Annotated in this window: 23 protein-coding genes; 8 read left to right on the forward strand and 15 right to left on the reverse strand. The window is 54.9% G+C overall.

Annotated features, from left to right (window positions below; all coding sequences use genetic code 11):
- Positions 1-432 precede the first annotated feature (432 nt).
- Together Q1B46_RS09450 and Q1B46_RS09455 are read left to right on the forward strand one after the other, a co-directional pair.
- A complete protein-coding gene (locus tag Q1B46_RS09450; RefSeq protein WP_299947321.1) occupies positions 433-2,961 on the forward strand; it encodes a TIR domain-containing protein in 2,529 nt (842 codons plus the stop codon).
- A gap of 487 nt (positions 2,962-3,448) precedes the next feature.
- A complete protein-coding gene (locus tag Q1B46_RS09455) occupies positions 3,449-3,628 on the forward strand; it encodes a hypothetical protein (RefSeq protein WP_058275054.1) in 180 nt (59 codons plus the stop codon).
- 114 nt (positions 3,629-3,742) lie between these two features.
- Here the strand turns inward: Q1B46_RS09455 and Q1B46_RS09460 are convergent, their stop codons facing one another.
- The 3 genes from Q1B46_RS09460 to Q1B46_RS09470 are packed head-to-tail and all read right to left on the reverse strand — an operon-like array spanning position 3,743 to position 5,186.
- Positions 3,743-4,351, reverse strand: a complete 609-nt coding sequence (locus tag Q1B46_RS09460) for a dihydrofolate reductase family protein (protein ID WP_299947325.1) — start codon at positions 4,349-4,351, stop codon at positions 3,743-3,745.
- 12 nt (positions 4,352-4,363) lie between these two features.
- Positions 4,364-4,855, reverse strand: coding sequence for an SRPBCC domain-containing protein (locus Q1B46_RS09465; RefSeq protein WP_299947328.1), 492 nt, complete (start codon positions 4,853-4,855; stop codon positions 4,364-4,366).
- Positions 4,848-5,186 carry a metalloregulator ArsR/SmtB family transcription factor gene (locus tag Q1B46_RS09470; RefSeq protein WP_010443211.1) on the reverse strand — a complete coding sequence of 113 codons (339 nt, stop codon included), beginning with the start codon at positions 5,184-5,186 and terminating at the stop codon, positions 4,848-4,850. Before Q1B46_RS09470 ends, Q1B46_RS09465 begins: the two co-directional genes overlap by 8 nt.
- 336 nt (positions 5,187-5,522) lie before the next feature.
- Here Q1B46_RS09470 and Q1B46_RS09475 point away from each other — a divergent pair, with 336 nt between their 5' ends.
- Entirely contained in the window at positions 5,523-6,296 is a 774-nt protein-coding gene (locus Q1B46_RS09475; RefSeq protein WP_299947334.1) for a prephenate dehydrogenase, read from the forward strand.
- Between the two features lie 4 nt (positions 6,297-6,300).
- Here Q1B46_RS09475 and Q1B46_RS09480 read toward each other — a convergent pair whose 3' ends face one another.
- The 5 genes from Q1B46_RS09480 to Q1B46_RS09500 all read right to left on the reverse strand — a co-directional run bounded on the left by Q1B46_RS09480 (position 6,301) and on the right by Q1B46_RS09500 (position 11,088).
- Positions 6,301-6,933 carry a class I SAM-dependent methyltransferase gene (locus Q1B46_RS09480; protein ID WP_299947336.1) on the reverse strand — a complete coding sequence of 211 codons (633 nt, stop codon included), beginning with the start codon at positions 6,931-6,933 and terminating at the stop codon, positions 6,301-6,303.
- Between the two features lie 38 nt (positions 6,934-6,971).
- Complete coding sequence (locus Q1B46_RS09485; protein WP_010443208.1) at positions 6,972-7,190, reverse strand: helix-turn-helix transcriptional regulator; 219 nt, start codon at positions 7,188-7,190, stop codon at positions 6,972-6,974.
- A 3-nt stretch (positions 7,191-7,193) separates the two neighbouring features.
- Complete coding sequence (locus Q1B46_RS09490) at positions 7,194-7,643, reverse strand: hypothetical protein (protein ID WP_299947339.1); 450 nt, start codon at positions 7,641-7,643, stop codon at positions 7,194-7,196.
- Between the two features lie 352 nt (positions 7,644-7,995).
- Positions 7,996-10,413 carry a DNA topoisomerase (ATP-hydrolyzing) subunit B gene (gene gyrB / locus Q1B46_RS09495; protein ID WP_299947341.1) on the reverse strand — a complete coding sequence of 806 codons (2,418 nt, stop codon included), beginning with the start codon at positions 10,411-10,413 and terminating at the stop codon, positions 7,996-7,998.
- A 102-nt stretch (positions 10,414-10,515) separates the two neighbouring features.
- Entirely contained in the window at positions 10,516-11,088 is a 573-nt protein-coding gene (locus Q1B46_RS09500; protein ID WP_299947344.1) for a TetR/AcrR family transcriptional regulator, read from the reverse strand.
- Between the two features lie 100 nt (positions 11,089-11,188).
- Here Q1B46_RS09500 and Q1B46_RS09505 point away from each other — a divergent pair, with 100 nt between their 5' ends.
- Positions 11,189-11,755: a carboxymuconolactone decarboxylase family protein gene (locus Q1B46_RS09505; RefSeq protein WP_299947346.1), complete on the forward strand. Its 567-nt coding sequence runs from the start codon at positions 11,189-11,191 to the stop codon at positions 11,753-11,755.
- Here the strand turns inward: Q1B46_RS09505 and recF are convergent.
- From recF to mutM, 6 genes are all read right to left on the reverse strand, one after another.
- Positions 11,752-12,849, reverse strand: a complete 1,098-nt coding sequence (gene recF, locus Q1B46_RS09510; RefSeq protein WP_299947348.1) for a DNA replication/repair protein RecF — start codon at positions 12,847-12,849, stop codon at positions 11,752-11,754. The genes Q1B46_RS09505 and recF overlap by 4 nt on opposite strands.
- 59 nt (positions 12,850-12,908) lie before the next feature.
- A complete protein-coding gene (gene dnaN, locus Q1B46_RS09515; RefSeq protein ID WP_299947350.1) occupies positions 12,909-14,030 on the reverse strand; it encodes a DNA polymerase III subunit beta in 1,122 nt (373 codons plus the stop codon).
- Positions 14,031-14,251: 221 nt separating this feature from the next.
- Positions 14,252-15,628 carry a chromosomal replication initiator protein DnaA gene (gene dnaA, locus Q1B46_RS09520; RefSeq protein WP_299947352.1) on the reverse strand — a complete coding sequence of 459 codons (1,377 nt, stop codon included), beginning with the start codon at positions 15,626-15,628 and terminating at the stop codon, positions 14,252-14,254.
- A gap of 540 nt (positions 15,629-16,168) precedes the next feature.
- A complete protein-coding gene (gene rpsT / locus Q1B46_RS09525) occupies positions 16,169-16,432 on the reverse strand; it encodes a 30S ribosomal protein S20 (RefSeq protein ID WP_170463044.1) in 264 nt (87 codons plus the stop codon).
- A 227-nt stretch (positions 16,433-16,659) separates the two neighbouring features.
- The gene (locus tag Q1B46_RS09530; protein WP_299947362.1) at positions 16,660-17,436 is read right to left on the reverse strand and encodes an enoyl-CoA hydratase; all 777 of its coding nucleotides are present in this window, start codon (positions 17,434-17,436) and stop codon (positions 16,660-16,662) included.
- 66 nt (positions 17,437-17,502) lie between these two features.
- Positions 17,503-18,354 carry a bifunctional DNA-formamidopyrimidine glycosylase/DNA-(apurinic or apyrimidinic site) lyase gene (gene mutM, locus Q1B46_RS09535; protein ID WP_299947364.1) on the reverse strand — a complete coding sequence of 284 codons (852 nt, stop codon included), beginning with the start codon at positions 18,352-18,354 and terminating at the stop codon, positions 17,503-17,505.
- A gap of 86 nt (positions 18,355-18,440) precedes the next feature.
- Here mutM and ubiE point away from each other — a divergent pair, with 86 nt between their 5' ends.
- On the forward strand, positions 18,441-19,193 hold the full coding sequence (gene ubiE / locus Q1B46_RS09540; RefSeq protein ID WP_299947367.1) for a bifunctional demethylmenaquinone methyltransferase/2-methoxy-6-polyprenyl-1,4-benzoquinol methylase UbiE: 753 nt from the start codon (positions 18,441-18,443) through the stop codon (positions 19,191-19,193).
- On the forward strand, positions 19,194-20,723 hold the full coding sequence (gene ubiB / locus Q1B46_RS09545) for a 2-polyprenylphenol 6-hydroxylase (protein ID WP_299947370.1): 1,530 nt from the start codon (positions 19,194-19,196) through the stop codon (positions 20,721-20,723).
- A 95-nt stretch (positions 20,724-20,818) separates the two neighbouring features.
- On the opposite strand, the gene Q1B46_RS09550 is transcribed toward ubiB, so the two are convergent.
- Positions 20,819-21,994 (reverse strand): acetyl-CoA C-acyltransferase family protein, encoded by a 1,176-nt coding sequence (locus Q1B46_RS09550; RefSeq protein ID WP_299947372.1) that lies wholly within the window; start codon positions 21,992-21,994, stop codon positions 20,819-20,821.
- Positions 21,995-22,111: 117 nt separating this feature from the next.
- Between Q1B46_RS09550 and Q1B46_RS09555 the strand changes: the two genes are divergently transcribed.
- Together Q1B46_RS09555 and Q1B46_RS09560 are read left to right on the forward strand one after the other, a co-directional pair.
- A complete protein-coding gene (locus Q1B46_RS09555; protein WP_299947376.1) occupies positions 22,112-22,675 on the forward strand; it encodes an XRE family transcriptional regulator in 564 nt (187 codons plus the stop codon).
- Positions 22,676-22,784: 109 nt separating this feature from the next.
- Complete coding sequence (locus tag Q1B46_RS09560) at positions 22,785-23,969, forward strand: glycine C-acetyltransferase (protein WP_299947378.1); 1,185 nt, start codon at positions 22,785-22,787, stop codon at positions 23,967-23,969.
- Positions 23,970-23,975 lie beyond the last annotated feature (6 nt).

The raw sequence follows: 23,975 nt of genomic DNA on the forward strand, positions 1-23,975 counted from the left end.
GGCAGGTGCGTGAGCCGTGAATAAAGGCCACCGGAGATCCTCCGGCAGCGCTTTGACATGCGCAACTTGCGAAGGAAGACAGCCACCGCACACCTCTCTATCTGTCGAAGCCAGTATCAGATCAATGAGAAAAGACGGCGTAGGGGAATGTATCTTGGTGCTTCAGTGTGACTTGAGTACCAACTGACCGGCCTTGGCATAGAATATCAGTAAGAGCCCTGAGCCGTCATTGCTGATCCAACAGAGTGCTGCGTACGCATTCGGCAGGTCTACCCCCAAAGCGGACCTTAGGTAGCAAATTTTTGGTTAATCATGTTTCGGAGCGGTGCCCCAAAATGTTTCCGACTTTTGCTCTGTACTGTTGCGTTCGGCTTGGATCTCGTTGCAAATGCTGAGTGAAATTCGGCTTCATAATGCACGGATAGGGATAGAATGGACAACTCCGAAGAAATGTCTCCAGGTTTGAGCGCAAAGCTGCGGAATGCTTCGGCTAACGGTACTGAGACGATATCAATCCGCTCATTTGAATGGGGCAAGTTGACGATATTCCCGGAAGAGCTCGGTGAGTTGGAAAGCGTAAAATCCCTTACAATTCACAGCCCCACCCTTAAGAATATCAGTGCTATAGTTGGAATGAAGCAACTTACAAGCTTAACCATGCAGTATGGGAAGCTGGACGACCTTTCATTGCTCAACGAACTGCCAAACTTGCGAACACTGAATATTGACCGCTCAGAGTTGGCGAACATCGATTCGCTGTCAGGGTTAAAAAAGCTGTCGAAGTTTAGCTGGATCGGAGGACATTTGGAGAGCGTTCAACCTCTATCTGGCTTGAGTAACCTCACGCACGTTACGCTGGCGCACTCTTCACTATCGGATTTGGATGGAGCAGAAACCTTAGCCAAGCTGAGTCATTTGGATGTCGCGCAGACTTCCATTCGCGATTTGACTCCTATCGAAAATTTAACAAACCTTCGGTCGCTTAACCTGTCTCGAACTGACATTGTTAACGTATCCCATTTGGCCAAATTAGAAAACTTAAGGGTTTTGAGCCTTTTGGGATGCGACATCACTGATCTCTGGCCCTTGGCCGAGTTGTCACAGCTAGGTTTCCTAAATCTTAGTGGTAGTTCCATCACCGAGCTCTCGGGCATTGAAAGACTCAATAAAATTAGTAGGTTATATGTTAATGACACTGAAGTTTCGGAAATTGCGCCACTGGCGAAACTGACTCGCCTCTCAAAATTGGAGCTTAAGAACACCAAGATTCGCAATTTGACTGGGATCGATGATGCACGACATCTCAGAAACCTTGATGTTTCCGGCAGCAGTATATCTGACATTTCTGCTATTGCTGGACTTCGCGGTCTTGAAACCCTCAGTTTGAGAGCCTCTCCCATTTCCGACATAACCCCCTTGAAAGGTTTGTTTCGTCTTGAAGAGATTGATTTATCGTCCACAAATGTTGTTGACCTTGAGCCGTTGAGGCGGCTGAGTAGGCTGCGCAGTCTTAACCTGAACCACACGCCAGTCATGGACTTGAGGCCAGTAACAGATATTCGCCGTTTGAAGACATTTTCGAGAAACGGCGGCCTTCAATTTGAGGGAACTCTAGCCGCAAAAACGGACCCAGAAATTGCCCGTATTTCAGCAAACCCAAGAGAGAGGGCCCGCGCAAAATCGCTAGCCGATCAACTCGTGGATTGGAAGTTACCTGAGGCAGAAGATCAGAATGAAAACCCCGCTCCAATACCGCTGCCTTCGTCTTTCGCTTTTCTGTCTTATTCAAACAAGGATAGAGGCCGAGTGGGCAACATTCACTCGTTCCTGCTGGATCAATCTGTTCCGCTTTGGTGGGATGCCGACATAGAAGCGGGCGCAAGTTGGCGAGATGAGATTGCGAAGCGACTTTCCTCTGCGAAAGTTGTCATAACTTTTTGGACGGAGCATAGCGTCTGCTCGAAAAGCGTTGTTGAAGAGGCCTCCGAGGCCCAAAAACGCAAAAAATTGATCCACGTCCGATTGGATGACGCCGTTTTGCCTTACGGGTTTGCGGAGACTCAATACGTCGATCTTCGGCAGTGGGATGGTACAGCAGAACACCCTCAGATGAGGAAGCTTCTTCAATCCATTCGAGACAAGATTGACCCTCCTAGCCAAGATGTCTTGTCATCTCGCCTCATGGCTTCTAGCCCCATCATCTTAGTTGCCTCAAACGGACGTTTGACGCCCAAGGACACCCCGCCAAACGTAAGGCCTGAAGTTGAAAATGCGGTTGACTTAGCAGATCGATTAATTGGCTTGAGGCAGACCGTTCAGGCTGTTGTCACCAAAGTTAACGACAAAGAATCCTATCAACTACCGAACGACTTGAGATACGCACTTACTTCGATTGAAACTGCAATAAACGGCGATAAGTTAAGCTGGTATGCGATTGAAGACGTCAATGAGACCCTCAATGATTGTATGGAGGCGCACTATGCAAAGGATGCATGGAACGAAACCTTGGTTCAAGAGCTGTGCAGGATAAGCAAGCGTTTGGGCGAACTACAACCTCTTCTACAACCGAAACAGATTCCTATAGGTGTGGCCGGTGCAAAGCCACCTGAACTTGACCCACTTGTTCGTGAGAGCGATCTAGAGAGCGTTGTCGCTCGTGCAACGGAGCTAAAGAATGTACTTGCGTCTGATGACGCACATTCGGTGCTGGATGATAGTGCTAGAGAGTTGGTGTCGCGTGAGATTCACAATCTTCAATCAGTGGAAAAGGAGCCAACCCCCCAGCGCAAGCTTGCTCGCAGTAGGCGAAGCGTTAGGTGGTTAGCGTACACAGTCGGCGGGGCTATAACCGCTATTGCAACACCAGTAATCGCAAGCTTGTTAACAGCGCCAGAGGCTGCGCTTACACTAGCTGCAAGGCTAAAGCCAATTTACGAGTTCATGTTGAAGCTATTCAGCTAGCATCAAGTATTGTGTTCGTCTGCGCGAAATGGGTGCAGCGCAAACGAAAGATAAAAACCCAAGGTCGGGAAAGTTCTGTATTGTGTGAAACCGACCGACCCCGAACTTTGCAAGTGCAGCGAATGTCCGGACTCATGGGCAACACCGCAGCATCCTTAGAAAAGGTTCCATAGCCACTATTTGCCGAACCCTGAGCTTTGCAAAGGTCGCTATGCGCAAATCGCAGCCATTAGCTAGGACTGATGCTGCGAGTGCAGCGAAGGGCCGTTGTGTGGCCGACTCCACCAACTCTGATCCTTGGAGGAACGTCTGTTTTATCCGAGGTAGGATGACGACGGAATGTTCGCATCGGGATGGGTGCCGTCATTTGTCGCGTTTGGCATCAACCCTGCTTCTTGAAAATACTCGTGATTGCCCTTGCGCTGGCACCAACACGATGACCATGCTTTATGACAGATCAGGCACATTAATAAGGTAGACGAAAACCATGGCAGAACGTTTTGAGCGCCACCGTCAAGCTTGGACACAAGAAGAAATTCAAAAATTGCACCTACTGGTGTCAAAGGGCATGGGCTTGAAGGCCATAGCCAAAGCTCTCACACGCTCTGAGGAATCGACCAAGAGCAGAGCGAAGCTTGACAAGATAAAGATCAAGAAAGCACGTTGATCTTGGTGCCCTAAGTGTACTCCTGTCGTTCTTTGCAGCCGCGACCAATGGCTTCTTTGGGCTGCGAACAATCAATTGAGCTGAGCGTATGGCATGGTGGCAACGAGCCCAGTTTCACGGCTGCTGTGTGAAGATTGAGTGATCACTTTCGGGCTGGTAGAACAGCATCGTTGCACCATTTCCACAGTGCTCAAATCTGGTAAGCTTTAGTCGGCATGGCGGGCTGCCGTTCTCGAAAAGGCGCTTTCCGCCGCCAACAACTACCGGAAAAATCCACAAGCGGAACTCGTCGATAAGGTTATGGGCTAGAAGAGTTTGTATCAGCCGGGCGCTGCCATGAACCTGCAAAAGAGGCCCATCCCGTGCCTTCAAAGACGAGATCTCGCCGACGACGTCATCGTTGATCGGGTGCGAGTTTTCCCAGCGCAAACCGTCAGGCTGCGATGTCACTACGTATTTTCTGGCCCCATTCATTCGGTCTGACAGAGCGGATTTTGGTGCGTTCGGCCAATGACCCGCGAAGATGTCGTAGGTCTTGCGGCCAAAAACCATGTCATACGGTTCGGACATGGCGTGACGTTCAACCTGATCCATCACGCCCTCCCAAAACGGCGCGGCCCAGCCGCCGTGTTCAAATCCTCTGGACGAATCTTCTTCTGGAATACTAGGTGACTGCATCACTCCGTCGAGTGTCACGAATGTCAGACCGGCAAGCTGTCGCATGTGGTCTGCCCGTCAGTCGCTGCGCGTTGAAGCAAGATACTCGCCAAGCTTGTCAAAGGCTTGGTTCCAGCCGCCCGCGCCAGCTGTGCCTTCTTCGACGCCAATATGAACCATAGTCATCAGTGTTTTTCCGTTCGCATCAGAGAGTTCAACAATGATCTCGGTGATGTCGGGGAAGTCATCCGGCATACCCATCGCCTGAGGCGAGATAAGGATGCCATCTTCATCACACATACTCTCGGTATAGACGAGACGATGCGGTCGAGTGACCTCTTTGTACACGCCTGTGAACCACATTTTCATGGGTCGCTCAGCCGACTTCATTTCCATGCAAACCTTACGCGTGCCGCCAACAACCACGTCCATTTCGGCTACTGGAACCGACATGCCACGGGGTCCGTACCATGCACTAAACAGGGCCGGGTCAGTCCACATGTCCCAGATGGTGCCAATCGGGGCTTCAAATTCTCGCTCGATCTTTACCCATTTCTTCTCGTCATTCATCTGGTGTTTCCTTCATTCCATTCAGAATTCTGTCCATGGCGTCGAACCGAGCCTCCCAGATGAAACGGTATTGGTCGGTCCAGTTTGAAACGGCCTCCAGCGGTTTTGCGTCTAATGCACAGGGGCGGAACTGGGCGTCCTTTCCACGTGTGACCAAACCAGCAGCCTCCAACACCCGGATATGTTTGGAAATCGCAGGTAAGGTCGCATCGAAGGGTTCTGCAAGCTCGTTCACGGTCGCTGTACCTTTGGCCAATCGGGCCAGAATTGCGCGCCTCGTTGGGTGCGCCAGTGCTGAAAAAGCTGCATCAAGTTGTTCATCACCTGTCATGGTGACATATTATACCATTTAGTTAATTAATCAACAGGTATAATAGGGTTCTGCAAGTACGTGTTCGCATTCGCCGCTTTTGCGCGACTTAGGCGGGTCGAAGTTCGGTAGCTGTAGCAGACACCATCAGCTTTGAACTGTTCCCATGCAAATGGTTGACTTCAACCTGTATGGTGAACTAGTTCGATACACATGATGAAAGCGTTCGACACTTCCAAAGGGTATTATCCTCAGCTTGCATAGCTGCGGACGCTTCACTGTGAATTTTCCGCTGCCCTGACAGCGGTCTTAACACGAAGTGATCTCTTGCCAGGCGGCAGTTTTTGAGGTCATGAGATGAAAAACTCGACAGTTGAAAAAGCCACGACATCCGTCGGTATCATCGGTTTCGGCGCATTTGGGCAGCTGATCGCCAAACATTTGAATCAGAAATTCGAGTTGCTTGCATATGATCCGTCACCACACCTGGGAGAAGACGTGTCGAAATTCGGCGTGTCACTTGCTTCTCTTGATCAAGCTGCAAAGTGCGACGTGATTGTAATCGCTTCACCTGTTTCAAGCTTTGAGAGCGTAGTGAAATCCATTGCTGCAATCTGCCGTCCAGGTGCGATCATAGTTGATGTTGGTTCGGTAAAAGTTCAGCCCTCTGAGATTATGGATAGGTTTCTTCCAGAATATGTCAGTATCGTCGCAACCCATCCATTGTTTGGCCCGCAAAGCGTCCGCAACGGTATCAGAGGTCTAAAGATCGCTGTTTGTCCAATACGCGGACATCACTATATCCACGTTGCGGCTTTTCTACGAAAGCACCTGGGCCTTCACGTCATAATGACGACACCAGACCAGCACGACAGGGATGCAGCAACTGTTCAAGGCATTACCCATTTGATTGCTAAAGTGTTGCTGAATATGGGGCCTTTACCGTCTCGTATGACGACCAAGAGTTTTGATCTTATCTCAGAAGCTATCTCGATGGTACAGCATGATGCGCCGGAGGTTTTTGAGGCTATTGAGAACGCGAACCCCTACGCAAAAGAGATCAGGCAACGGTTCTTTGGTTTGGCGTTCGAACTGAGTTCCAATTTGGAAGATAGCGAGGAGCACGATTGAGCAGTTACCTGCGCCTAGCCCCGTTCCTCGCGACGATGAATGCAGCCGAACCGTTCTCCGGACGCCATTTGTGTTCGATGCTGAACCCGAACGCCTGCATTCTCTCGACAAGGATTTCTTGGGTAAGAACGCGGATCTTGGGCAACAAACCAATGGCCCCGAGGGCCGGTATGGCGTATTTTTCCATGCCTTCCAGGCAAACTGTCGAGCTGAAGAGCAGGCCACCTTCTTTCAATGAGCTTCGAACACGCTCCAAGGCTTCATCAAGATCCAGCATCAGGTGCAGTATCGACATAGCCAATACCGCATCATACTTCTGATCCTTCAACGGAATGGGCCAGCAATCGAACGCGCTCACTTCGAAGTTCACGTTCCCAACGCCCTGCTCGCTGGCTTTCTCCTGAGCAATTGCGATCATTTCTGAAGAGTAATCAATAGCGTCGATATGAGCGACATTTGGAGCGTGAATGAGTGCCGTCGTTCCCGTGCCGCAACCGATTTCCAGGAGGCGGTCCTGAGAGGAAAGATGTCTCGCAGTAAAGTCGAGCTTGTATTCGTAGGCAGCTTGGTTTCCGACGGGGCGGCGCGCATATGAACGTGCCATCATGTTCCAAAATCGTGGTGGATGGATGAGCATATCTATTCCTTGGAATAATGTGTTGCAGTCGCGAAGACTTAACTGGCGTCTTGGATGTCGAAGACTTTTTCGAGGGGCTTGTCGAAGACACGGGAAATCAGGATCGCCAATTCAAGCGTTGGTGAATATTTTGCATTTTCGATGGCAACGATTGTTTGCCGGGTGACACCAACTCTTTCGGCGAGTTCTTTCTGGGTCATTTCGTCGGCGTCAAATCTTAGCCGTCTGATGTTGTTGGTGATCTTGAGCTTTCCCATCGCTCAATACCCGCGCCGATAGCTAACAAACTTGACGATATCTGCCGCAAAAGACCCGAATGCCATGCCGAAATAGATAATGTTAAACCCAATCAAAGCTGATGCGTTGAAGGCCAGGGCCAGGACGGCAGAGACAAAGCCTGCACCTGCGAAGACAATGATCGCAAGGCTACCGCGGCGTTCGAACAGTTTGTCGCGTTCATCGACGACGAAACTGGGCTTGGGTTCGCGTGTGACAATTGCAAAACCGATATTGAACAAAATTGTGCCAATTATGGTGGCGACAATGCCCAGGGGGATTAACCAGATCACCATGCGGGCCCAATTGTTGACGGCATCAGGGCCATCGAACATCCCAGAGGCATTCATGTCCAGAAGCCGAAAAACGACGAAGGCACTGACAGCAAGATTCACGAAGATTGAGACGACAGTGTTGCGATCTTGGTAGGTCATATCTGAGGTCTCCAGAGTGCAGCATTCAATCTGCGAGTGTCCAGTATCTAATACATGATGTATGCATTACCATACTATGTGTCAAATATTCTTTACACATCATGTAATCGCGTTTCTGGCGTTGGCTTTGAGACTGGGCATCTATTGACGCTACCATTTCAGACGTTTGTACGCTCATAGCGCGCGCGATTTGGACTGCAACCAGGCCGCAAGGGACTGCGAATCAAAGTGCTCGAAACAGGCTGACTTGGCTCACGACGACTTTATAGAAAGGTTGAGTGACGCCAATTCACACACGTTTTGGCAGAAGGGTCCCGGAACTACGCGGTGGAAATCCAAAAACTTCAAACATTCAAAAATCCAGATTCTCGACGCTCAGCGCGTTCTTTTGAATGAACTCGCGGCGCGGCTCTACGACGTCGCCCATCAGTTTTGTGAACAGGTCGTCAGCCTCAACCATGTCATCAACGCGAACCTGCAATAATGTCCGTGCATCGGGGTCCAGCGTTGTCTCCCACAGCTGATCCGGATTCATCTCACCCAGACCCTTATAGCGTTGAAGCGACAGACCCTTTTCGCCCTCTTCCAGAATGGCACGCAGCAGATCCAGCGGCCCGTGGATGGCCTGCAAGCGGTCGCGGCGGATCAGTGTAGCCGGGGTGTTATAGATCTCTTGCAGGCTTTGTGTGAAGCTGCCGGTCTTGCGGGCCTCGCCAGAGCGCAGCATCGGGCCGTCCAGCGTGCGGACTTCTTCAACGCCGCGCAAGATACGTGCCAGGCGGATACCGTGATCCTGCGTGATCCTGCCCTGCCAGCCACGTTCGTATTCCAAGGCTATTTGGTCAAGGCGCGCAGCGACCTTGTCGGCCACCCCTTGCAGGTCAGCATCGACTGCGCCGGGCACAAACGCGCCAGCGACGGCGGCTTGTTCAAGGATGTGCCGGGGGTAGTGGGTCGGGAAGGCATCCAGAACACGCTTCAGTTGCCGCGCCTCATCAACCACGCGCGTCAGATCCTGGCCAATGATCTCTTCACCGGTCCCAAGCTTCAGAATCGCGCCCTCAACGCCCTGATTGATCAGGTAATCATCAAGCGCTGACTGATCTTTTAGATATACTTCGGACTTGCCGCGCGACACCTTATAGAGCGGCGGCTGCGCGATATAGAGATACCCACCCTCGATCAACTCCGGCATCTGCCGGTAGAAGAAGGTCAACAGCAGGGTCCGGATATGCGCGCCGTCCACGTCGGCGTCAGTCATGATGACAATCTTGTGGTAGCGCAGCTTTTCGATGTTGAATTCATCACGTCCAATACCGGTGCCCAATGCCATGACGAGATTGCCGATCTCCTGCGACGACAGCATCCGGTCAAACCGCGCGCGTTCCACGTTCAGGATTTTCCCACGCAAGGGCAGAACGGCCTGAGTTAACCTGTCCCGCCCTGTCTGTGCAGAACCACCAGCCGAGTCCCCCTCAACCAGGAAAACTTCGGTTTTGGATGGATCTTTTTCGGAACAATCTTTCAGTTTCCCCGCCAAATAGTTTACGTCCATCGCTGTCTTGCGACGGGTCAACTCGCGCGCCTTGCGCGCGGCCTCGCGCGCCAAAGCGGCCTCGATGATCTTGCCAACAATACTCTTGGCCTCATTCGGGTTCTCCTCGAACCACTCGGCCAGTTTCTCGTTCATCAGACCTTCGACCGCCGGGCGGACTTCGGACGACACCAGCTTGTCCTTGGTCTGGGACGAGAATTTCGGGTCGGGTACCTTGACCGACAACACGCAAGTCAAGCCCTCGCGCGCGTCATCACCGGTGAAGCTTATCTTTTCCCTCTTAGCAATCCCGCTGGATTGCGCATAGTTGTTGATCGTCCGGGTCAGTGCCCCCCTGAAGCCCGCCACATGCGAACCCCCATCCCGTTGTGGAATGTTGTTGGTGAAGGGCAGCACCGTTTCGTGGTAGCTGTCGTTCCACCACATCGCGATCTCAACACCGATCTCGTCGCGCTCACCCTTGATATAGATCGGCTCTGGCATCGCCGGGGTTTTCGACCGATCCAGATATTTGACGAATTCCTTGACGCCGCCTTCATAAAACAGCTCGGTTTCCAGCCGTTCGGCGGGGCGTTCGTCGATCAGGATGATCCGCACACCCGAATTCAGGAAGGCCAACTCGCGCAAGCGCTTCTCCAGCGTCTCAAACACGTATTCAAGGTTCGAGAACGTGCTGGTCGAGGCCAGAAACCGCACTTCGGTCCCGGTGCGATCACCGCATTCGCCTACGACTTTAAGATGCTCCGCCGTCTCGCCGCCCTCAAAGCGCGCAACATGTTCTTTACCTGCGCGCCAGATGCGCAATTCCAGCCAATCGGACAACGCGTTCACGACCGAAACGCCCACTCCGTGCAGACCGCCAGACACCTTGTATGAGTTGCTGTCAAACTTACCACCGGCGTGTAGTTGGGTCATGATGACTTCTGCGGCCGAGACACCCTCTTCCTGGTGAATATCGACGGGAATCCCACGTCCATTGTCACTGACCGAGACACTGGAATCCGCGTGAATCTTAACGGTCACATGGTCGGCGTGACCGGCCAGCGCCTCATCAATTCCATTGTCCACAACCTCATACACCATGTGGTGCAGACCTGAGCCATCATCCGTGTCTCCGATATACATGCCGGGGCGCTTGCGAACCGCCTCTAAGCCTTTGAGAACTTTGATGGAATCAGCGCCGTATTCCTGGGGTGCCTGTGCGTCGTCGGACATTCAGTCAGTACCTATATTATTTTCGTAACTTATACGTTCTCTGGTGGGGAATGTCACGCAATCCCCCAATATTTTGTGTGTGTTTCAGCAAATTCGTGCAGGTCAGAGACGGTCGATGTCAGCTGCGATATCCTCGGCGATTGCGAGGGCATCGACGTCAATGCGTTCAGCCGACAAACGCAGCCCCAAAAGGTCGGATTGATACCGCGCGGCCAACCGATCCGGGTCATGCGCCTGCCCGATTTCGCCTGCCTCTTGCGAGCGGCGGAAAAGTTCGGCAAAGCACGCACGCATCTCAGCGAGATGGGCGCATGCCCTATCAGCCAGTTCGTGATCTTTCGCCTGCAATTCCGCATAGGTCTTTGCCAACATGCAGGCTTTAGTTGGCATTTCAGCCCCTTCCGCCACCAGACGTGGCTGCGTTTGCAACGCCGCCTTGGGCCCGATGTCATCCGCCAACGCGGTCATCCGTGTCACGCCGTCCGCCGCATACCGTTCCAACGCCAGCGCATAAAGCGCATCCTTGGAACCAAAGGCCGCATAAAAGCTGCCGGGCTTCAACTTTAGCTCACGCTCAAGGTCTTTCAGAGACGTCCCCGCCCAGCCCTGGCGCCAGAACAAATCTCTGGCACGCAAAATTAGGGCATCCCGGTCATATTCTGGTTTTCTCGGCATTGCTTTCGCCATTTCTTGAATGTTCGCTCAAATATATACTTGAGTGATCGCTCAATAAACCCTATTTCCGAACTGTCACACCAAAAACCGGAGTTACAAAATGGCACACTTCCCCTCCCACGACCTCGAAACCGCCCCCGAAGGATCGAAACCACTGCTGGAAAAATCCCAAGCCGCCTTTGGCCGCCTGCCTGGGTTGCACAAGGTCATGGCAGAAAGCCCTCAGCATCTTGAAGGCTATCAGGTTCTGCATGGCCTGTTCCTGCAAACCGATTTCGACAATGACGAAAAAACCGTCGTATGGCAGACCATCAACGTGGAAAATGAATGCCATTATTGCGTACCTGCACACACCGGTATCGCTAAGATGATGAAGGTATCCGACGAGATTACCGAGGCCCTGCGCAACGAAACTCCACTGCCGACTGCCAAGCTCGAAGCGCTGCGCACATTTACGCTGCAAGTGATGGAAACCCGCGGCAACCCAAGCCAGGAGCAGCTGCAGGCGTTCTTTGATGCCGGTTACACGCACCGTGCCGTACTGGACGTGGTCCTTGGTCTGGCGCAGAAAACCATGTCGAACTACATAAACCACATGGCCAAAACTCCGGTCGACGAAGTTATGCGCGGCTTTCTGTGGGAGCGTAAGGTAAACGAACCCGCTTAAGCGCTCACGACCGAGCCCGCATCCCCGTCGGTGACAACCAGCGTTTGGGCCCGATCCCCCAGTTCCGCAAACAGCTCAGGCCCGGTGCCCGTCATCCAGGCCTGAGCGCCCAGTGCGCAGATCTCGTCATAAAGTGCGGCGCGCCGTCCGGCATCCAAATGCGCGGCCACCTCATCCAACAACACAATCGGAGGCGCGCCCACCAACCCGGCCAACGCCCGTGCATTCGACAGGATCAAGGACACCAGCAGCGCCTTCTGCTCGCCCGTTGAACAATCCTTGGCCGGAACGCCTTTGGCTGCAAAAACCCCATACAGGTCCGACCGATGCGGCCCTACCAGAGTACGCCCTGCAGCCAGATCCCGAAACCGGCTTTCGTTCAGCGCCTCGCGCAGATCGCCCGCTGTCTCTGGCATCGCGCCTTCAGTTTGCACCAGTTCCAGCTCTGCCGAAGGAAAAGCCGTTTCTGCCTGGTTTTGTGCCGCGCGCAGATGGTCCAGCGCAGCAAGGCGTGCGGTATGGATGCGGCTCCCCATTTCGGCCATCTGACCTTCCAATGCCGCATACCAATGGGCGTCCCGGACCTGCTCTTTCAACAGCCGGTTACGCTCGCGCATTGCCTTTTCATACGTCAACGAGGCTTCAGCATGAGACGGATCAAAACTCAGCGTTATCCGGTCCAAGAACCGACGTCGCCCCTCGGCCCCCTCAATCCACAATCGGTCCATTGAAGGGATCAGCCAGACCACCCGCGCCAGCTTGCCCAACTCGATCTGATTTGAAGCTTTGTCGTCAATCCGAACCTGACGCGCAGCCCCGTCTTCCGACCATGTTTCGATCTCATAATTCTGCCCCTGCACGTTCAACAGCCCGGACAGTTTCCAGCCCAGCGCCTCAGGGCGCCGGGTCATCTCGGCCGCACTTGCCCTCCGCATCCCGCGCCCGGGAGAGAACAGCGATACAGCCTCAAGAATATTGGTCTTTCCAGCCCCGTTCGGGCCGTGAATCGCAATCGGCCGCCCGTCCAAGGACAATTGCGCCAGCTTGTGAGACCGAAAATGCGAAACGGTAAGCTCGGTCAGGGCCAATCTCATGACCCCTCCCTTCTTCTTGTCAAAAATACGGTCGCCGAAGGCATCGCGCGTCAGCGCGATCAGACGCGCATCGGCATGACAACATAAACCGCGCTCTGGTCATTGCCTTCCCGCATCAAAGTCGGGTCCCCTGCCGAGTTGAACATGAACACAGCATTTTCACGATCCACCTGAGACGCGATTTCAAGCAGGTACTTTGCGTTAAAGCCGATCTCAAGCCGTTCATCCCCGTACGCAACAGCAAGCTCTTCTTCTGCCGCACCGCTATCCGGCGCATTCACCGAAAGAACCAGCTTATCCGCATCCAGTTGCAGTTTCACCGCGCGGGACCGTTCCGACGAAACCGTCGCTACCCGATCCACGGCCTGTGCAAACTCGGCGGCGTCCACTTCCAGTTTGCGCGTATTTCCTTGCGGGATGACGCGGGTGTAATCCGGGAACGTCCCGTCGATTACCTTCGAGGTCAGCGTGATGTCGGGTGTCGCGAACCGCACCTTGGTTTCGCTGACGGATACAGCAATATCCATCTCATCATCGTCCAGCAGTTTGCGCAGTTCGCCAACGGTCTTGCGCGGCACGATTACGCCGGGCATATCCGCCGCACCATCAGGCAAATCCGCATCAATGCGCGCCAAACGGTGCCCGTCGGTGGCCACGCAGCGCAGCACCTTGCCGCCCTCAGAGCCGTCCGCCACGTGCATGTAAACGCCGTTCAGATAATACCGTGTCTCTTCAGTCGAAATCGCGAATTTCGATTTGTCGAACAACCGGCGCAGCAACGCCGCCGACGCGGTGAAATTCGAATGGTATTCTGAGGACGCCATGACCGGGAAATCTTCTTTCGGCAGCGTTGCCAACGAAAAATTCGACCGGCCAGCTTCAACAGTCAGTCGCCCAGCCGCGCTGTCGGCGGTCAACGTCACTAGCGCCCCGTCAGGGAGCTTGCGAACAATCTCGTGCAAGGTGGTGGCTGCAACGGTCGTCGCACCCGCCTTCTCAACCTGTGCCGGGGCTTTGTCGACAACCTCGATATCCAGATCAGTCGCACGAAACTGCGCCTGATCCCCTTCGGCTTCGATCAGCACATTGGCCAGGATCGGAATGGTGTTGCGACGTTCCACAACGGATTGGGCCTGCGAAACGGCCTTGAGAAGCGTGCCGCGTTCGATGCTGATCTTCATACCCTCAGTTCCTCTGACTTGAGTGCTACATGGGCGGGACTGGCAAGTTAGCGGTTCAGCCCTGAGGCACAAGGATTTTTTATGATTTTCTGGGTTGGTTTATTCGAACCGTCAAGGCCCGCAGGCCAACCCTTCGCCAGTTCGCCCGAAATCGTGGATTATTGCGCACATGAAAATGCCCCGGCCAGGCGGACACGGGGCATTTCTAAAGCAAACTTGGCTTAGGCTTCCAAGGCCCGGCGCAGCATCTCGACATCTTCTGCAATCTGACCATCGGTCAGTTTCAATTCTTCGATGCGTTTGACCCCATGCATGACCGTGGTGTGGTCACGCCCACCAAAGCGGCGGCCAATCTCAGGCAGGGACCGGCTGGTCAATTGCTTGCACAGATACATCGCCACCTGCCGCGGGCGGGCATAGGACCGCAGCCGCTTTGGGCCAATGATGTCGCTGAGGCGAATGTTGTAGTATTCCGAGACTTTGCGCTGGATCTCTTCGACGGTGATCTTACGCTCGGACGCACGCAGCACATCGGCCAGACAATCCTGCGTCAGCTCCATGTCGATCTCGCGCCCGACTAGCGAGGCAAAGGCAAAGAGCCGGGTCAGCGCGCCTTCCAGCACACGCACGTTGGTCGAAATACGATGAGCGAGGAATTCCAGAACCCCATCCGAGATTGTCAGATCAGGATAGGTGGAGCTATACTGCTGAACCTTGGTCTGTAGGATGCCCAGCCGCAGCTCGTAATCGGTGGGGTGCAGGTCAACCACAAGACCGCATTGCAGGCGCGATTTTACACGATCTTCAAGATCCTTGATCTCACCCGGTGCACGATCCGCCGAAATAATGATCTGTTTGTTTTGATCGACCAGAGCGTTGAAGGTATGAAAGAACTCTTCCTGCGTCGAATCCTTGCCTGCGATAAACTGCACGTCATCCACCATCAGAACGTCAACCGAACGGAACAGGTGCTTGAAATCCATCATGCGGCGTTCCCGCAGGGCCTGCACGAAGCGGTACATGAATTGTTCTGCCGACAGATAAAGCACGTTCAACTCGGGATGTTTGGTCTTCAACTCCCACGCAATCGCATGCATCAGGTGAGTCTTACCAAGACCAACACCACCATATAGAACCAAGGGATTGAAGGTTACCGGCCCGCCTTCAGAAACACGGCGCGCAGCGGCATGGGCCAACTCGTTTGGCTTGCCGACAACGAAACTGTCAAATGTGAACCGCGCATCCAGCGGCGCGGCCTGTAGCGCGTCAAGCGCATCATGTTTTGCTTCGGTCATAACAGGCTGTGTCGCAATCTGGGGTTTTGGCGCCTCGGTCTGCGCAGGACGCGCCGGAGAATTGGCTGCGGTGCGGAAGGCCAGGCGTTTTACAGGTTCACCAGCGGTGTTCAATTCATAAAGAATAAGGTCGGCAAAATTCTGACTTACGTAGTTGCCCATAAAGTTGGTTGGCACAGAAAATACCGCCACCCCGTCCTGCAACTCCTGAAACTCCAAAGGTTCGATCCAGGTCGTGAAGTTGTTCTTTCCAACAGCCTTCATCAACTTGTTCCGCAGTTGTCCCCATTTCTCTTGTGTCATTCGGCGCCTCACGCATCCCATTCTTTATTGGCCTGACGGCCTTATCAAAAATAGTCCGGTTCCCCGGTTGTATTGCGTCCACCCACAAGGATACCCTGCGCCCGATCCCAGAATCTGGCGGGTACTATAAGATCAGCGCAATCCGAAACCATGTTGTCCCATGGCCGGAACGACCCAGAAAACCGGGTGGCGCGTCACAATCCAATTTTTCGACAGGGCCAAGATCATCGGAAAATCCGAGACCATGAGCAGATCGTCGATCCGACCGAAGCCGGCTTTCGAACATTCGCCCCTGAACCCTGCTGATGCCCGTCAGTCAGATCTCAGGAACAGCCTGTCCCCCCAAGCGAGTGAATCGCTGACTAAGTCGTAGCAAGAGCCCAAGGGTTCGGGCAACGAAACTCTGATATTGACTCGGGGTTCTGGCCGAAAGAATCTCTCGGGTTCGTGAAGGCGCGGCTTTCCGGCAACAATGAAAAAGGCGCCGCAGTACGCGACGCCTTTTTAGCAAATCAACGCTTGACGCGTTTTCCCGAAGAATCAGCCCAGCGCTTTGACGCGCGCCGACAGGCGCGACATTTTGCGAGACGCTGTGTTCTTGTGGAAGACACCCTTGGTGACGCCGCGCATCAACTCAGGCTGAGCGGCGCGCAGGGCTGCGGTGGCCGCGTCCTTGTCACCGGATTCGATTGCTTCTTCAACTTTGCGCAGATAGGTGCGAATGCGCGAACGACGTGCTTTGTTAACAGCGAAGCGCTTTTCGTTCTGACGCGCGCGTTTTTTTGCCTGGGGCGAGTTAGCCATGTGTCTCTGACCTTTGTTCGGTACGTTTATCTAGGGTTGCGCGCCACGGGATTATCCGCACCAGATCGAGATCACGAATGTGAATCGGGCCAGAGCGGGCCGCACGCGCATGTATGACGGCGGTCTCTAACTAAGTTTTCGGACTTTGCCAAGCTGATTCTCGCATTCGGTTCGCGGCACGAAAAAGGGCGGGACTTGCCCGCCCATCTTACGACACGTTTCGCGCTTTACTTGTCGCGGAATTGCGCCGCGCGTTTTTCCAGAAATGCCGCCATGCCTTCTTTCTGGTCTTCCGTCGCAAACATCGAATGGAAAACCCGGCGCTCAAACAGCATGCCTTCGCTCAGCGGCAACTCGTAGCTGCGGTTCACAGCTTCTTTGGCCGCGATCGCCGTGATCTGTGATTTCTCAGCAATCTTCTGCGCTGCACTTGTTGCTTCTTCGATCAGCTTTTTGGCTGGCACAACCCGGCTGACCAGTCCGGCACGCTCAGCTTCTTCGGCGTCCATGAACCGACCTGTCAGGTTCATGTCCATCGATTTGGACTTTCCGACAAAGCGGGTCAGGCGCTGGCTGCCACCCAGCCCGGCAATGACACCCAGATTGATCTCGGGTTGGCCAAACTTGGCCGTATCAGCGGCGATAATAAAATCGCACAGCATCGCCAGTTCACACCCACCGCCCAGCGCGTATCCGCAAACAGCAGCGATGATCGGTTTGCGAATGGCCGTGATCCGGTCATTTGCATCCGCAAACAGGTTGATGTTGAACACATCGACATAAGTCATCTCGGACATCTCTTTGATGTCCGCGCCCGCAGCAAAAGCCTTGTCCGAGCCGGTGATGACGATGCAACGCACCTTGTCATTGCCGTCCGCATCTTCCAGCGCGTCGCACAATTCACCCAGCAATTGGGTGTTCAGTGCATTCATCGCGTCGGGTCTATTGAGCTTGATAAGGGCGACGTGGTCTTCGATTTCGACGATGATCGTCTCAAAAGCCATGAGGTGTAAGCTTCCGGTTGTTCCGTTCAGATACGATTCCTTATCACGCGGTTTCGCTGGATCAAGCTATCTTTGGCATTGCGCACAATAGAAGGATGAGCGACCGGACTGGGTGATTCTCTTGATTTCACCGCCACACCCTTCGGTCCTGCAGGGCTCGCCCTCGCGTCCGTAGACATCAAAGCTGTGCTGAAAATACCCAAGTTCTCCATCGGCTTGGCGGAAATCGCGCAGGGATGAACCACCCGCCTCAATGGCCTCTTGCAACACCTGCCGAATGATCGGCACCAGCGCGGCGATACGCGGCACAGAAATCTGCCCGGCTTTGCGACGTGGCGACACCTTGCCGCGATAAAGAGCCTCGCAGACATAGATATTTCCCAAACCGGCAACGATTCCCTGATCCAAAAGCGCCGATTTGACCGGGGTGTTCTTACCTTTGAACGCATCGATCAGGTGCTGCTCGTGAAAATCATTGCCCAGTGGTTCAGGCCCAAGAACCGTCAGCAGCTTGTGATCTTCAGCCGTTGCTGTCGACAACAGGTCCATCGCCCCGAATCGGCGCGGGTCGTTGAACGTGATGCGCGCGCCATTGGCCATGTGAAAGATGACGTGGTCGTGTTTTTGCTTCGCTGGATGGTCATGCACGAATTGACCCAGCGGATCACCCGAGACCGTCATCCGTCCGGACATGCCCAGGTGAATCAGCAACGTCTCACCACTGCTCAAATCGGCAAGGATGTATTTCGACCTCCGTCGCAGCCGGTCTACCCGCTGTCCCGTCAGACGCTTTGCCATGCGATCCGGGAACGGCCAGCGTAAATCGGGTCGATTCACTTCCGCCCGCTCGATCACTACGCCCTCCATCGCTGGACACAGGCCGCGTCTTACTGTCTCGACCTCGGGCAATTCGGGCATTACATGGCTCCTATTCCAAAGGGCCGCATTGTGCCCACCTCTTATGGCCTTATAACAGAGGCGAAATTCGACGAACGGCAAGGCAAATGTCCGATAACAGTGACAAGACCACTCATTTTGGGTTCGAAACCGTACGCGAGGCCGATAAGGCCGGGCGTGTGCAGGGCGTGTTCAATTCGGTCGCCTCAAAATATGACGTGATGAATGATGTCATGTCGATGGGCATTCACCGGGTCTGGAAGGATGTGATGATGGATTGGCTCGCCCCGCGTCCCGGCCAGCGGCTACTGGACGTCGCTGGCGGCACAGGGGACATTTCATTCCGGTTTCTCAAGCGCGCAGGTCACGGCCACGCCACTGTTCTGGATCTGACCGAACCGATGCTGGTCGAAGGACGCCAACGCGCCGAGGCGGACCAGATGTCCGACAGCCTGAACTGGGTGGTGGGTGATGCAATGTCTCTACCGTTCGAGGATAACACCTTCGACGTCTACACCATCTCGTTCGGCATCCGGAACGTGACCCGCCCGCAAGAGGCCCTGAATGAGGCCTTTCGCGTGCTGAAACCCGGCGGCCGCCTGATGGTGCTGGAATTCAGCCAGTTGCCCAATGACGGGCTGCAAAAGCTGTATGACCTCTACAGCTTCAACGTCATCCCCCGCATGGGAAAGCTGATCGCCAATGATTACGACAGTTATCAGTACCTGGTCGAATCGATCCGCAATTTTCCTGATCAAGAGACATTCCTGAATATGGTCCGGACCGCTGGGTTCGAAAACGCCAAGTATCGCAACTTGAGCATGGGCATTGCCGCATTGCATTCCGGCTGGAAAATCTAGATGCGCGGCCCTCATAACATCATTCGCCTGATCCGCACAGGCGCCACTTTGGAACGCACTGGCGCAATGAATGTCGTACTGGACGCGTTCGAGGCCCCCCGTGCGCTGCGCATCCTGGCGCATACGCTGGGCAAACCCTTCCAGTGGTTGGGGTATAAGGGCGATCCCGACATGCCACCCGCGACTCGTGCCCTGACGGCGCTTGGTCCGGCCTATATCAAGTTTGGACAGATCCTTTCGACCCGTCCCGACGTGGTCGGGGACGAATTGGCCGAACAGCTGCGCGTGCTGCAAGACAAATTGCCTCCATTCTCCAAGGCCGAGGCCATAGCAGAAGTCGAAAAGGAATTGGGCCAGCCCGTCTCCGAGATGTTCAGTGAGTTCAGCGAGCCCATCGCCGCTGCGTCGATCGCTCAGGTCCACAAGGCCAAGCTGGTCAGCACCCAGGAAGATGTTGCGGTCAAAGTTCTGCGCCCGGGCATCGAACGTGCCTTCCGCAAGGACGTTGACGCCTTCTATTTTGCCGCCCGAATCGTCGATCTGTTCGCACCTGGCGCGCGCCGCCTGCGCCCCATGGAGGTGATTGAGCATTTCGACGGAGTCGTCCGAGGAGAGCTTGACCTGCGCCTCGAAAGCGCCGCTGCCTCGGAATATGCCGCCAACACCAAGGACGATGCCGGATTCTGGTTGCCACCCGTGGTGTGGTCCCTTTCCGCGCGCCGGGTGATGACGCTCAGCTGGGCCGATGGCATCCCGCTGGGCGACAATACCGCCTTGGATGCTGCAGGGCACAACCGCAGCGATCTGGCGGAACGCGTCCTGCGGTTGTTTCTGCTGCACGCCCTGCGTGATGGCTATTTCCATGCTGACATGCACCAGGGCAACCTCAAGGTTGCCGCGAACGGGGACATCATCGCCTATGATTACGGCATCATGGGCCATATCGACGAATACACACGCCGGGTCTATGCCGAGATTCTCTTTGGCTTCATCCGCCGCGATTACAAGCGCGTGGCCGAAGTACATTTCGAGGCAGGGTATGTTCCTGCCAATCAGGACGTGGACGAATTCGCCCGCGCCCTGCGCGCGGTGGGCGAGCCGATCTTCGGCATGGATGCCGCCCATATTTCAATGGGTCGGCTTCTGAGTTACCTTTTCGAAGTCACCGAACGCTTTGGTATGGAGACCCGGACAGAACTTATCCTTCTGCAACGCACAATGGTGGTCGTGGAAGGCGTCGCCCGATCACTTGACGATCACATGAATATCTGGGAAGTCGCCCGCCCCGTCGTCGAGGACTATATCAAGCAGTCCATAGGCCCCCGCGCGGCCTTGCGGGACTTCGGCAAGACGGCCATGGTATTGGCCCGTTTTGGCCCACGCCTGCCAACACTTGTCGAAAACGCCCTAATGGCGCAAACCGGGAAAGATGATCAACAGACATCCGGCAAAATTGCCATGCTGCTGCCTGCCGCCATTGGTGCTGCCGCCGGAATAGCAGCCACTCTTGCCGCTATGACGTTCGGCTGACGTCAATCCGCCTGCTTCATCTGGCTTTAAATATCTTCGGGGGGATCGCGCCAAAAGCGCGATGGGGGGCAGACAGCCCCCCTACAAGGTTTCAATCAGAGCCGCTCGATGGCAATGGCAATCCCCTGTCCGCCCCCTATACACATGGTAATCAGCGCCTTGGACCCGCCGATGCGCTCCAGCTCGTACAGTGCTTTTAAGGTTATGATTGCCCCGGTTGCCCCGACGGGATGCCCCAGAGCTATTGCGCCGCCATTCGGATTGACCTTGGTTGCGTCCAAGCCAAGCTCTTGATTTACGGCCAGCGCCTGCGCAGCAAAGGCCTCATTGCTTTCGATCACATCGAAATCAGCCGCTGACAATCCGGTCTTCTTGAACAGGTTCTGCACCGCCGGAACCGGCCCGATCCCCATGACCTCTGGGCGCACGCCAGCATGGGCATATCCCAAAATCTGCGCCTTTGGCTTCAATCCGGCCTTTTCTGCCGCGTCTGCCGTCGCCAAGACCATCGCCGCAGCCCCGTCGTTGATACCCGAAGCATTGCCCGCCGTGACGCGCCCGTCTTTCTTAAACACCGCGCGAAGGCCAGCCAGCGCTTTTGCGGTTGTGGCCTTTGGATGCTCATCCACTTTGAAGTCGACCATCTCGCGTTTGATCTTTACCTGCACAGGCACGATCTGGCTTTCGAAGTATCCGGCTTCGATCGCTGCCGCCGCTCGTGTCTGGCTGCTCATCGCAAACGCATCCATCTGCTCACGGCTGATCTGATGTTCGTCGGCCACATTCTCAGCCGTCACGCCCATATGACCGGTTCCGAACGGGCAATTCAGCGCGCCCAGCATCATGTCGAGCGAGGTGACATCACCCATCTTAGCCCCCCATCTAGCCTGCGGCACGATATAGGGGCTGCGCGACATGCTCTCGGCGCCCCCGGCGATGGCGAAGTCAGCATCCCCCAGCATCAGGGATTGCATTGCCGACACGATCGCCTGCGCACCCGATCCACATAAACGGTTCACGTTCATCGCCGGTGTCCCGTTCGGAATCCCCGCTTGCATCGCGGCAACGCGCGAAAGGTACATGTCGCGCGGCTCGGTGTTAATCACATGACCGAACACCACGTGCCCGATCTGCCCACCCTCGACACCCGACCGTTCAAGCGCGGCTTCGGTTGCGACGGTTGCCAGATCAATCGGCGCGGTCGAGGCCAGCGCACCACCAAATGTACCGATGGCCGTACGCGCACCATCCAGAATAACGATATCGGTCATGGATCACTCCTCCTGAGGTTGGCGGCAGTATGCACTCGCAGAAACCCTCTGTCGCCTGAGACGTCCCGTCACAGACGGAATTGACAATTGCATGTACAACACGCATGAAATTCCGTCATGACGGACAAAACGGACGATATCCTGACACGCCTCCCCGCACGCCTGAAAGAGGCGCGCCGGGCCCAAGGCCTGTCCCTTGAAGCGGTCGCGAACCTCAGTGGTGTATCGCGCTCCATGGTCAGCCAGATCGAGCGGGGTGAAAGCAGCCCCACAATCTCGACCTTGTGGAATCTGACGCGCGCTCTGCAGGTGGATTTTGCCGGGTTGTTGGAGGACTCCAAAACTGCTGACCAGATTGAAGTCCTTAGAAACTCCGAGGTGCCCAGCATCGACAACATGGGCGAACGCTGCCGAATCCGCATCCTTTCTCCACCGGAAGAGGCTGGCGGCCACGAGGTTTATGATATCCAGCTCGATCAGGGCGGTGCCCTGAACAGCCAACCGCATGCGCGCGGTGCACAGGAACAGTTGACTGTGTTGGAAGGTGCGGTGCGTGTCACCTCCGGCACGGCTGTGTCCGAGTTGAGACAAGGGGACACCGCCCGGTACGCCGCTGACGTGGTACATTCCATTTCTGCCAGAGCCCCGGCACGGGTCTTCCTGATCGTGAAAAACGCTTAAGTTCGGCGATATTCCGCCTTCACGGAAATTTTTCCGTAATTCTGTAAATCCCCTATTTGGGAATTTCATCCGTTATGTTAGATACGCGACTCAGAGCAAGGAGATCGCCATGGCAGATGCATTCCTGTCCCACATCACGGACACCCTGGAGCAGATCGAATCCGAAGGTCTGTATAAACGCGAACGCATGATCACCTCGCCTCAGGGCGGTGAAATCACGGTCGGCGGACGCCGGGTCATAAACCTGTGTGCTAACAACTATCTGGGTCTTGCGGATCACCCTGCCCTGATCGATGCAGCCAAGAACGCGATGGAACCCAAAGGGTTCGGTATGGCCTCGGTTCGTTTTATCTGCGGCACACAGGATATTCACCGCAAGCTTGAGCAGCGCCTGGCCAAGTTCCTGAACAAAGACGATTCCATTCTGTTTGCAGCCTGTTTCGATGCCAATGGCGGGTTGTTTGAACCATTGCTCGGACCAGAAGACGCCATCATCTCGGACAGCTTGAATCATGCCTCGATCATCGACGGGGTGCGGCTGTGCAAGGCCAAGCGCTATCGTTACATGAACAACGACATGAACGACCTCGAAGTCTGGTTGAAACAGGCGCGTGAGGACGGTGCGCGACACATCATGATCGCGACCGATGGCGTATTCTCGATGGATGGCTATCTGGCCAACCTGCCGAAAATCCGCGAACTGGCCGACAAATATGACGCCGTTGTCATGGTCGATGATTGTCATGCCACAGGTTTCATGGGGCCGAACGGCGCGGGCACACCGGATCATTTCGGAGTTGATGTGGACATTCTGACGGGGACCTTGGGCAAAGCACTTGGGGGGGCAATCGGCGGCTATATCGCCGGGCCGCAGCCAGTGATCGACCTGCTGCGGCAGCGGGCGCGGCCCTATCTGTTTTCAAACTCGCTGCCGCCCTCTATCGTCGCTGCAGGTCTGGAAGCGATCCGCCTGGTCGAAGCCGGTGACATGCTGCGCGCACAACTGTTCGGCAATGCTAAATACTGGCGGGAAGGGTTAGAGAAACTGGGTTTCGACCTGCTGCCCGGTGAACATCCGATCATACCGGTGATGCTGGGTGAGGCTACATTGGCCCAAGAGATGGCATCCCGGCTGTTTGATGAGGGCGTCTATGTTTCCGGTTTCTTCTTCCCGGTTGTGCCGCGTGGTCAGGCAAGGATCAGAACGCAGATGAATGCAGCCCTGAGCAAGGAAGAACTGGACCGGGCGCTGGCAGCCTTTGGCAAAGTTGGTAAAGAACTGGGGATAATCTGATGCGCG

The organism is uncultured Ruegeria sp. (assembly GCF_947500045.1).
Classification (GTDB): Bacteria; Pseudomonadota; Alphaproteobacteria; order Rhodobacterales; family Rhodobacteraceae; genus Ruegeria.

What these genes read in the sequence shown, in the direction of transcription:
- Q1B46_RS09450 (WP_299947321.1), top strand. Translation starts at nt 433, where the DNA reads ATGGACAACTCCGAAGAAATGTCTCCAGGTTTGAGCGCAAAGCTGCGG.
- Q1B46_RS09455 (WP_058275054.1), top strand. Translation starts at nt 3,449, where the DNA reads ATGGCAGAACGTTTTGAGCGCCACCGTCAAGCTTGGACACAAGAAGAA.
- Q1B46_RS09460 (WP_299947325.1), bottom strand. Translation starts at nt 4,351, where the DNA reads ATGCGACAGCTTGCCGGTCTGACATTCGTGACACTCGACGGAGTGATG.
- Q1B46_RS09465 (WP_299947328.1), bottom strand. Translation starts at nt 4,855, where the DNA reads ATGAATGACGAGAAGAAATGGGTAAAGATCGAGCGAGAATTTGAAGCC.
- Q1B46_RS09470 (WP_010443211.1), bottom strand. Translation starts at nt 5,186, where the DNA reads ATGACAGGTGATGAACAACTTGATGCAGCTTTTTCAGCACTGGCGCAC.
- Q1B46_RS09475 (WP_299947334.1), top strand. Translation starts at nt 5,523, where the DNA reads ATGAAAAACTCGACAGTTGAAAAAGCCACGACATCCGTCGGTATCATC.
- Q1B46_RS09480 (WP_299947336.1), bottom strand. Translation starts at nt 6,933, where the DNA reads ATGCTCATCCATCCACCACGATTTTGGAACATGATGGCACGTTCATAT.
- Q1B46_RS09485 (WP_010443208.1), bottom strand. Translation starts at nt 7,190, where the DNA reads ATGGGAAAGCTCAAGATCACCAACAACATCAGACGGCTAAGATTTGAC.
- Q1B46_RS09490 (WP_299947339.1), bottom strand. Translation starts at nt 7,643, where the DNA reads ATGACCTACCAAGATCGCAACACTGTCGTCTCAATCTTCGTGAATCTT.
- gyrB (WP_299947341.1), bottom strand. Translation starts at nt 10,413, where the DNA reads ATGTCCGACGACGCACAGGCACCCCAGGAATACGGCGCTGATTCCATC.
- Q1B46_RS09500 (WP_299947344.1), bottom strand. Translation starts at nt 11,088, where the DNA reads ATGCCGAGAAAACCAGAATATGACCGGGATGCCCTAATTTTGCGTGCC.
- Q1B46_RS09505 (WP_299947346.1), top strand. Translation starts at nt 11,189, where the DNA reads ATGGCACACTTCCCCTCCCACGACCTCGAAACCGCCCCCGAAGGATCG.
- recF (WP_299947348.1), bottom strand. Translation starts at nt 12,849, where the DNA reads ATGAGATTGGCCCTGACCGAGCTTACCGTTTCGCATTTTCGGTCTCAC.
- dnaN (WP_299947350.1), bottom strand. Translation starts at nt 14,030, where the DNA reads ATGAAGATCAGCATCGAACGCGGCACGCTTCTCAAGGCCGTTTCGCAG.
- dnaA (WP_299947352.1), bottom strand. Translation starts at nt 15,628, where the DNA reads ATGACACAAGAGAAATGGGGACAACTGCGGAACAAGTTGATGAAGGCT.
- rpsT (WP_170463044.1), bottom strand. Translation starts at nt 16,432, where the DNA reads ATGGCTAACTCGCCCCAGGCAAAAAAACGCGCGCGTCAGAACGAAAAG.
- Q1B46_RS09530 (WP_299947362.1), bottom strand. Translation starts at nt 17,436, where the DNA reads ATGGCTTTTGAGACGATCATCGTCGAAATCGAAGACCACGTCGCCCTT.
- mutM (WP_299947364.1), bottom strand. Translation starts at nt 18,354, where the DNA reads ATGCCCGAATTGCCCGAGGTCGAGACAGTAAGACGCGGCCTGTGTCCA.
- ubiE (WP_299947367.1), top strand. Translation starts at nt 18,441, where the DNA reads ATGTCCGATAACAGTGACAAGACCACTCATTTTGGGTTCGAAACCGTA.
- ubiB (WP_299947370.1), top strand. Translation starts at nt 19,194, where the DNA reads ATGCGCGGCCCTCATAACATCATTCGCCTGATCCGCACAGGCGCCACT.
- Q1B46_RS09550 (WP_299947372.1), bottom strand. Translation starts at nt 21,994, where the DNA reads ATGACCGATATCGTTATTCTGGATGGTGCGCGTACGGCCATCGGTACA.
- Q1B46_RS09555 (WP_299947376.1), top strand. Translation starts at nt 22,112, where the DNA reads ATGACGGACAAAACGGACGATATCCTGACACGCCTCCCCGCACGCCTG.
- Q1B46_RS09560 (WP_299947378.1), top strand. Translation starts at nt 22,785, where the DNA reads ATGGCAGATGCATTCCTGTCCCACATCACGGACACCCTGGAGCAGATC.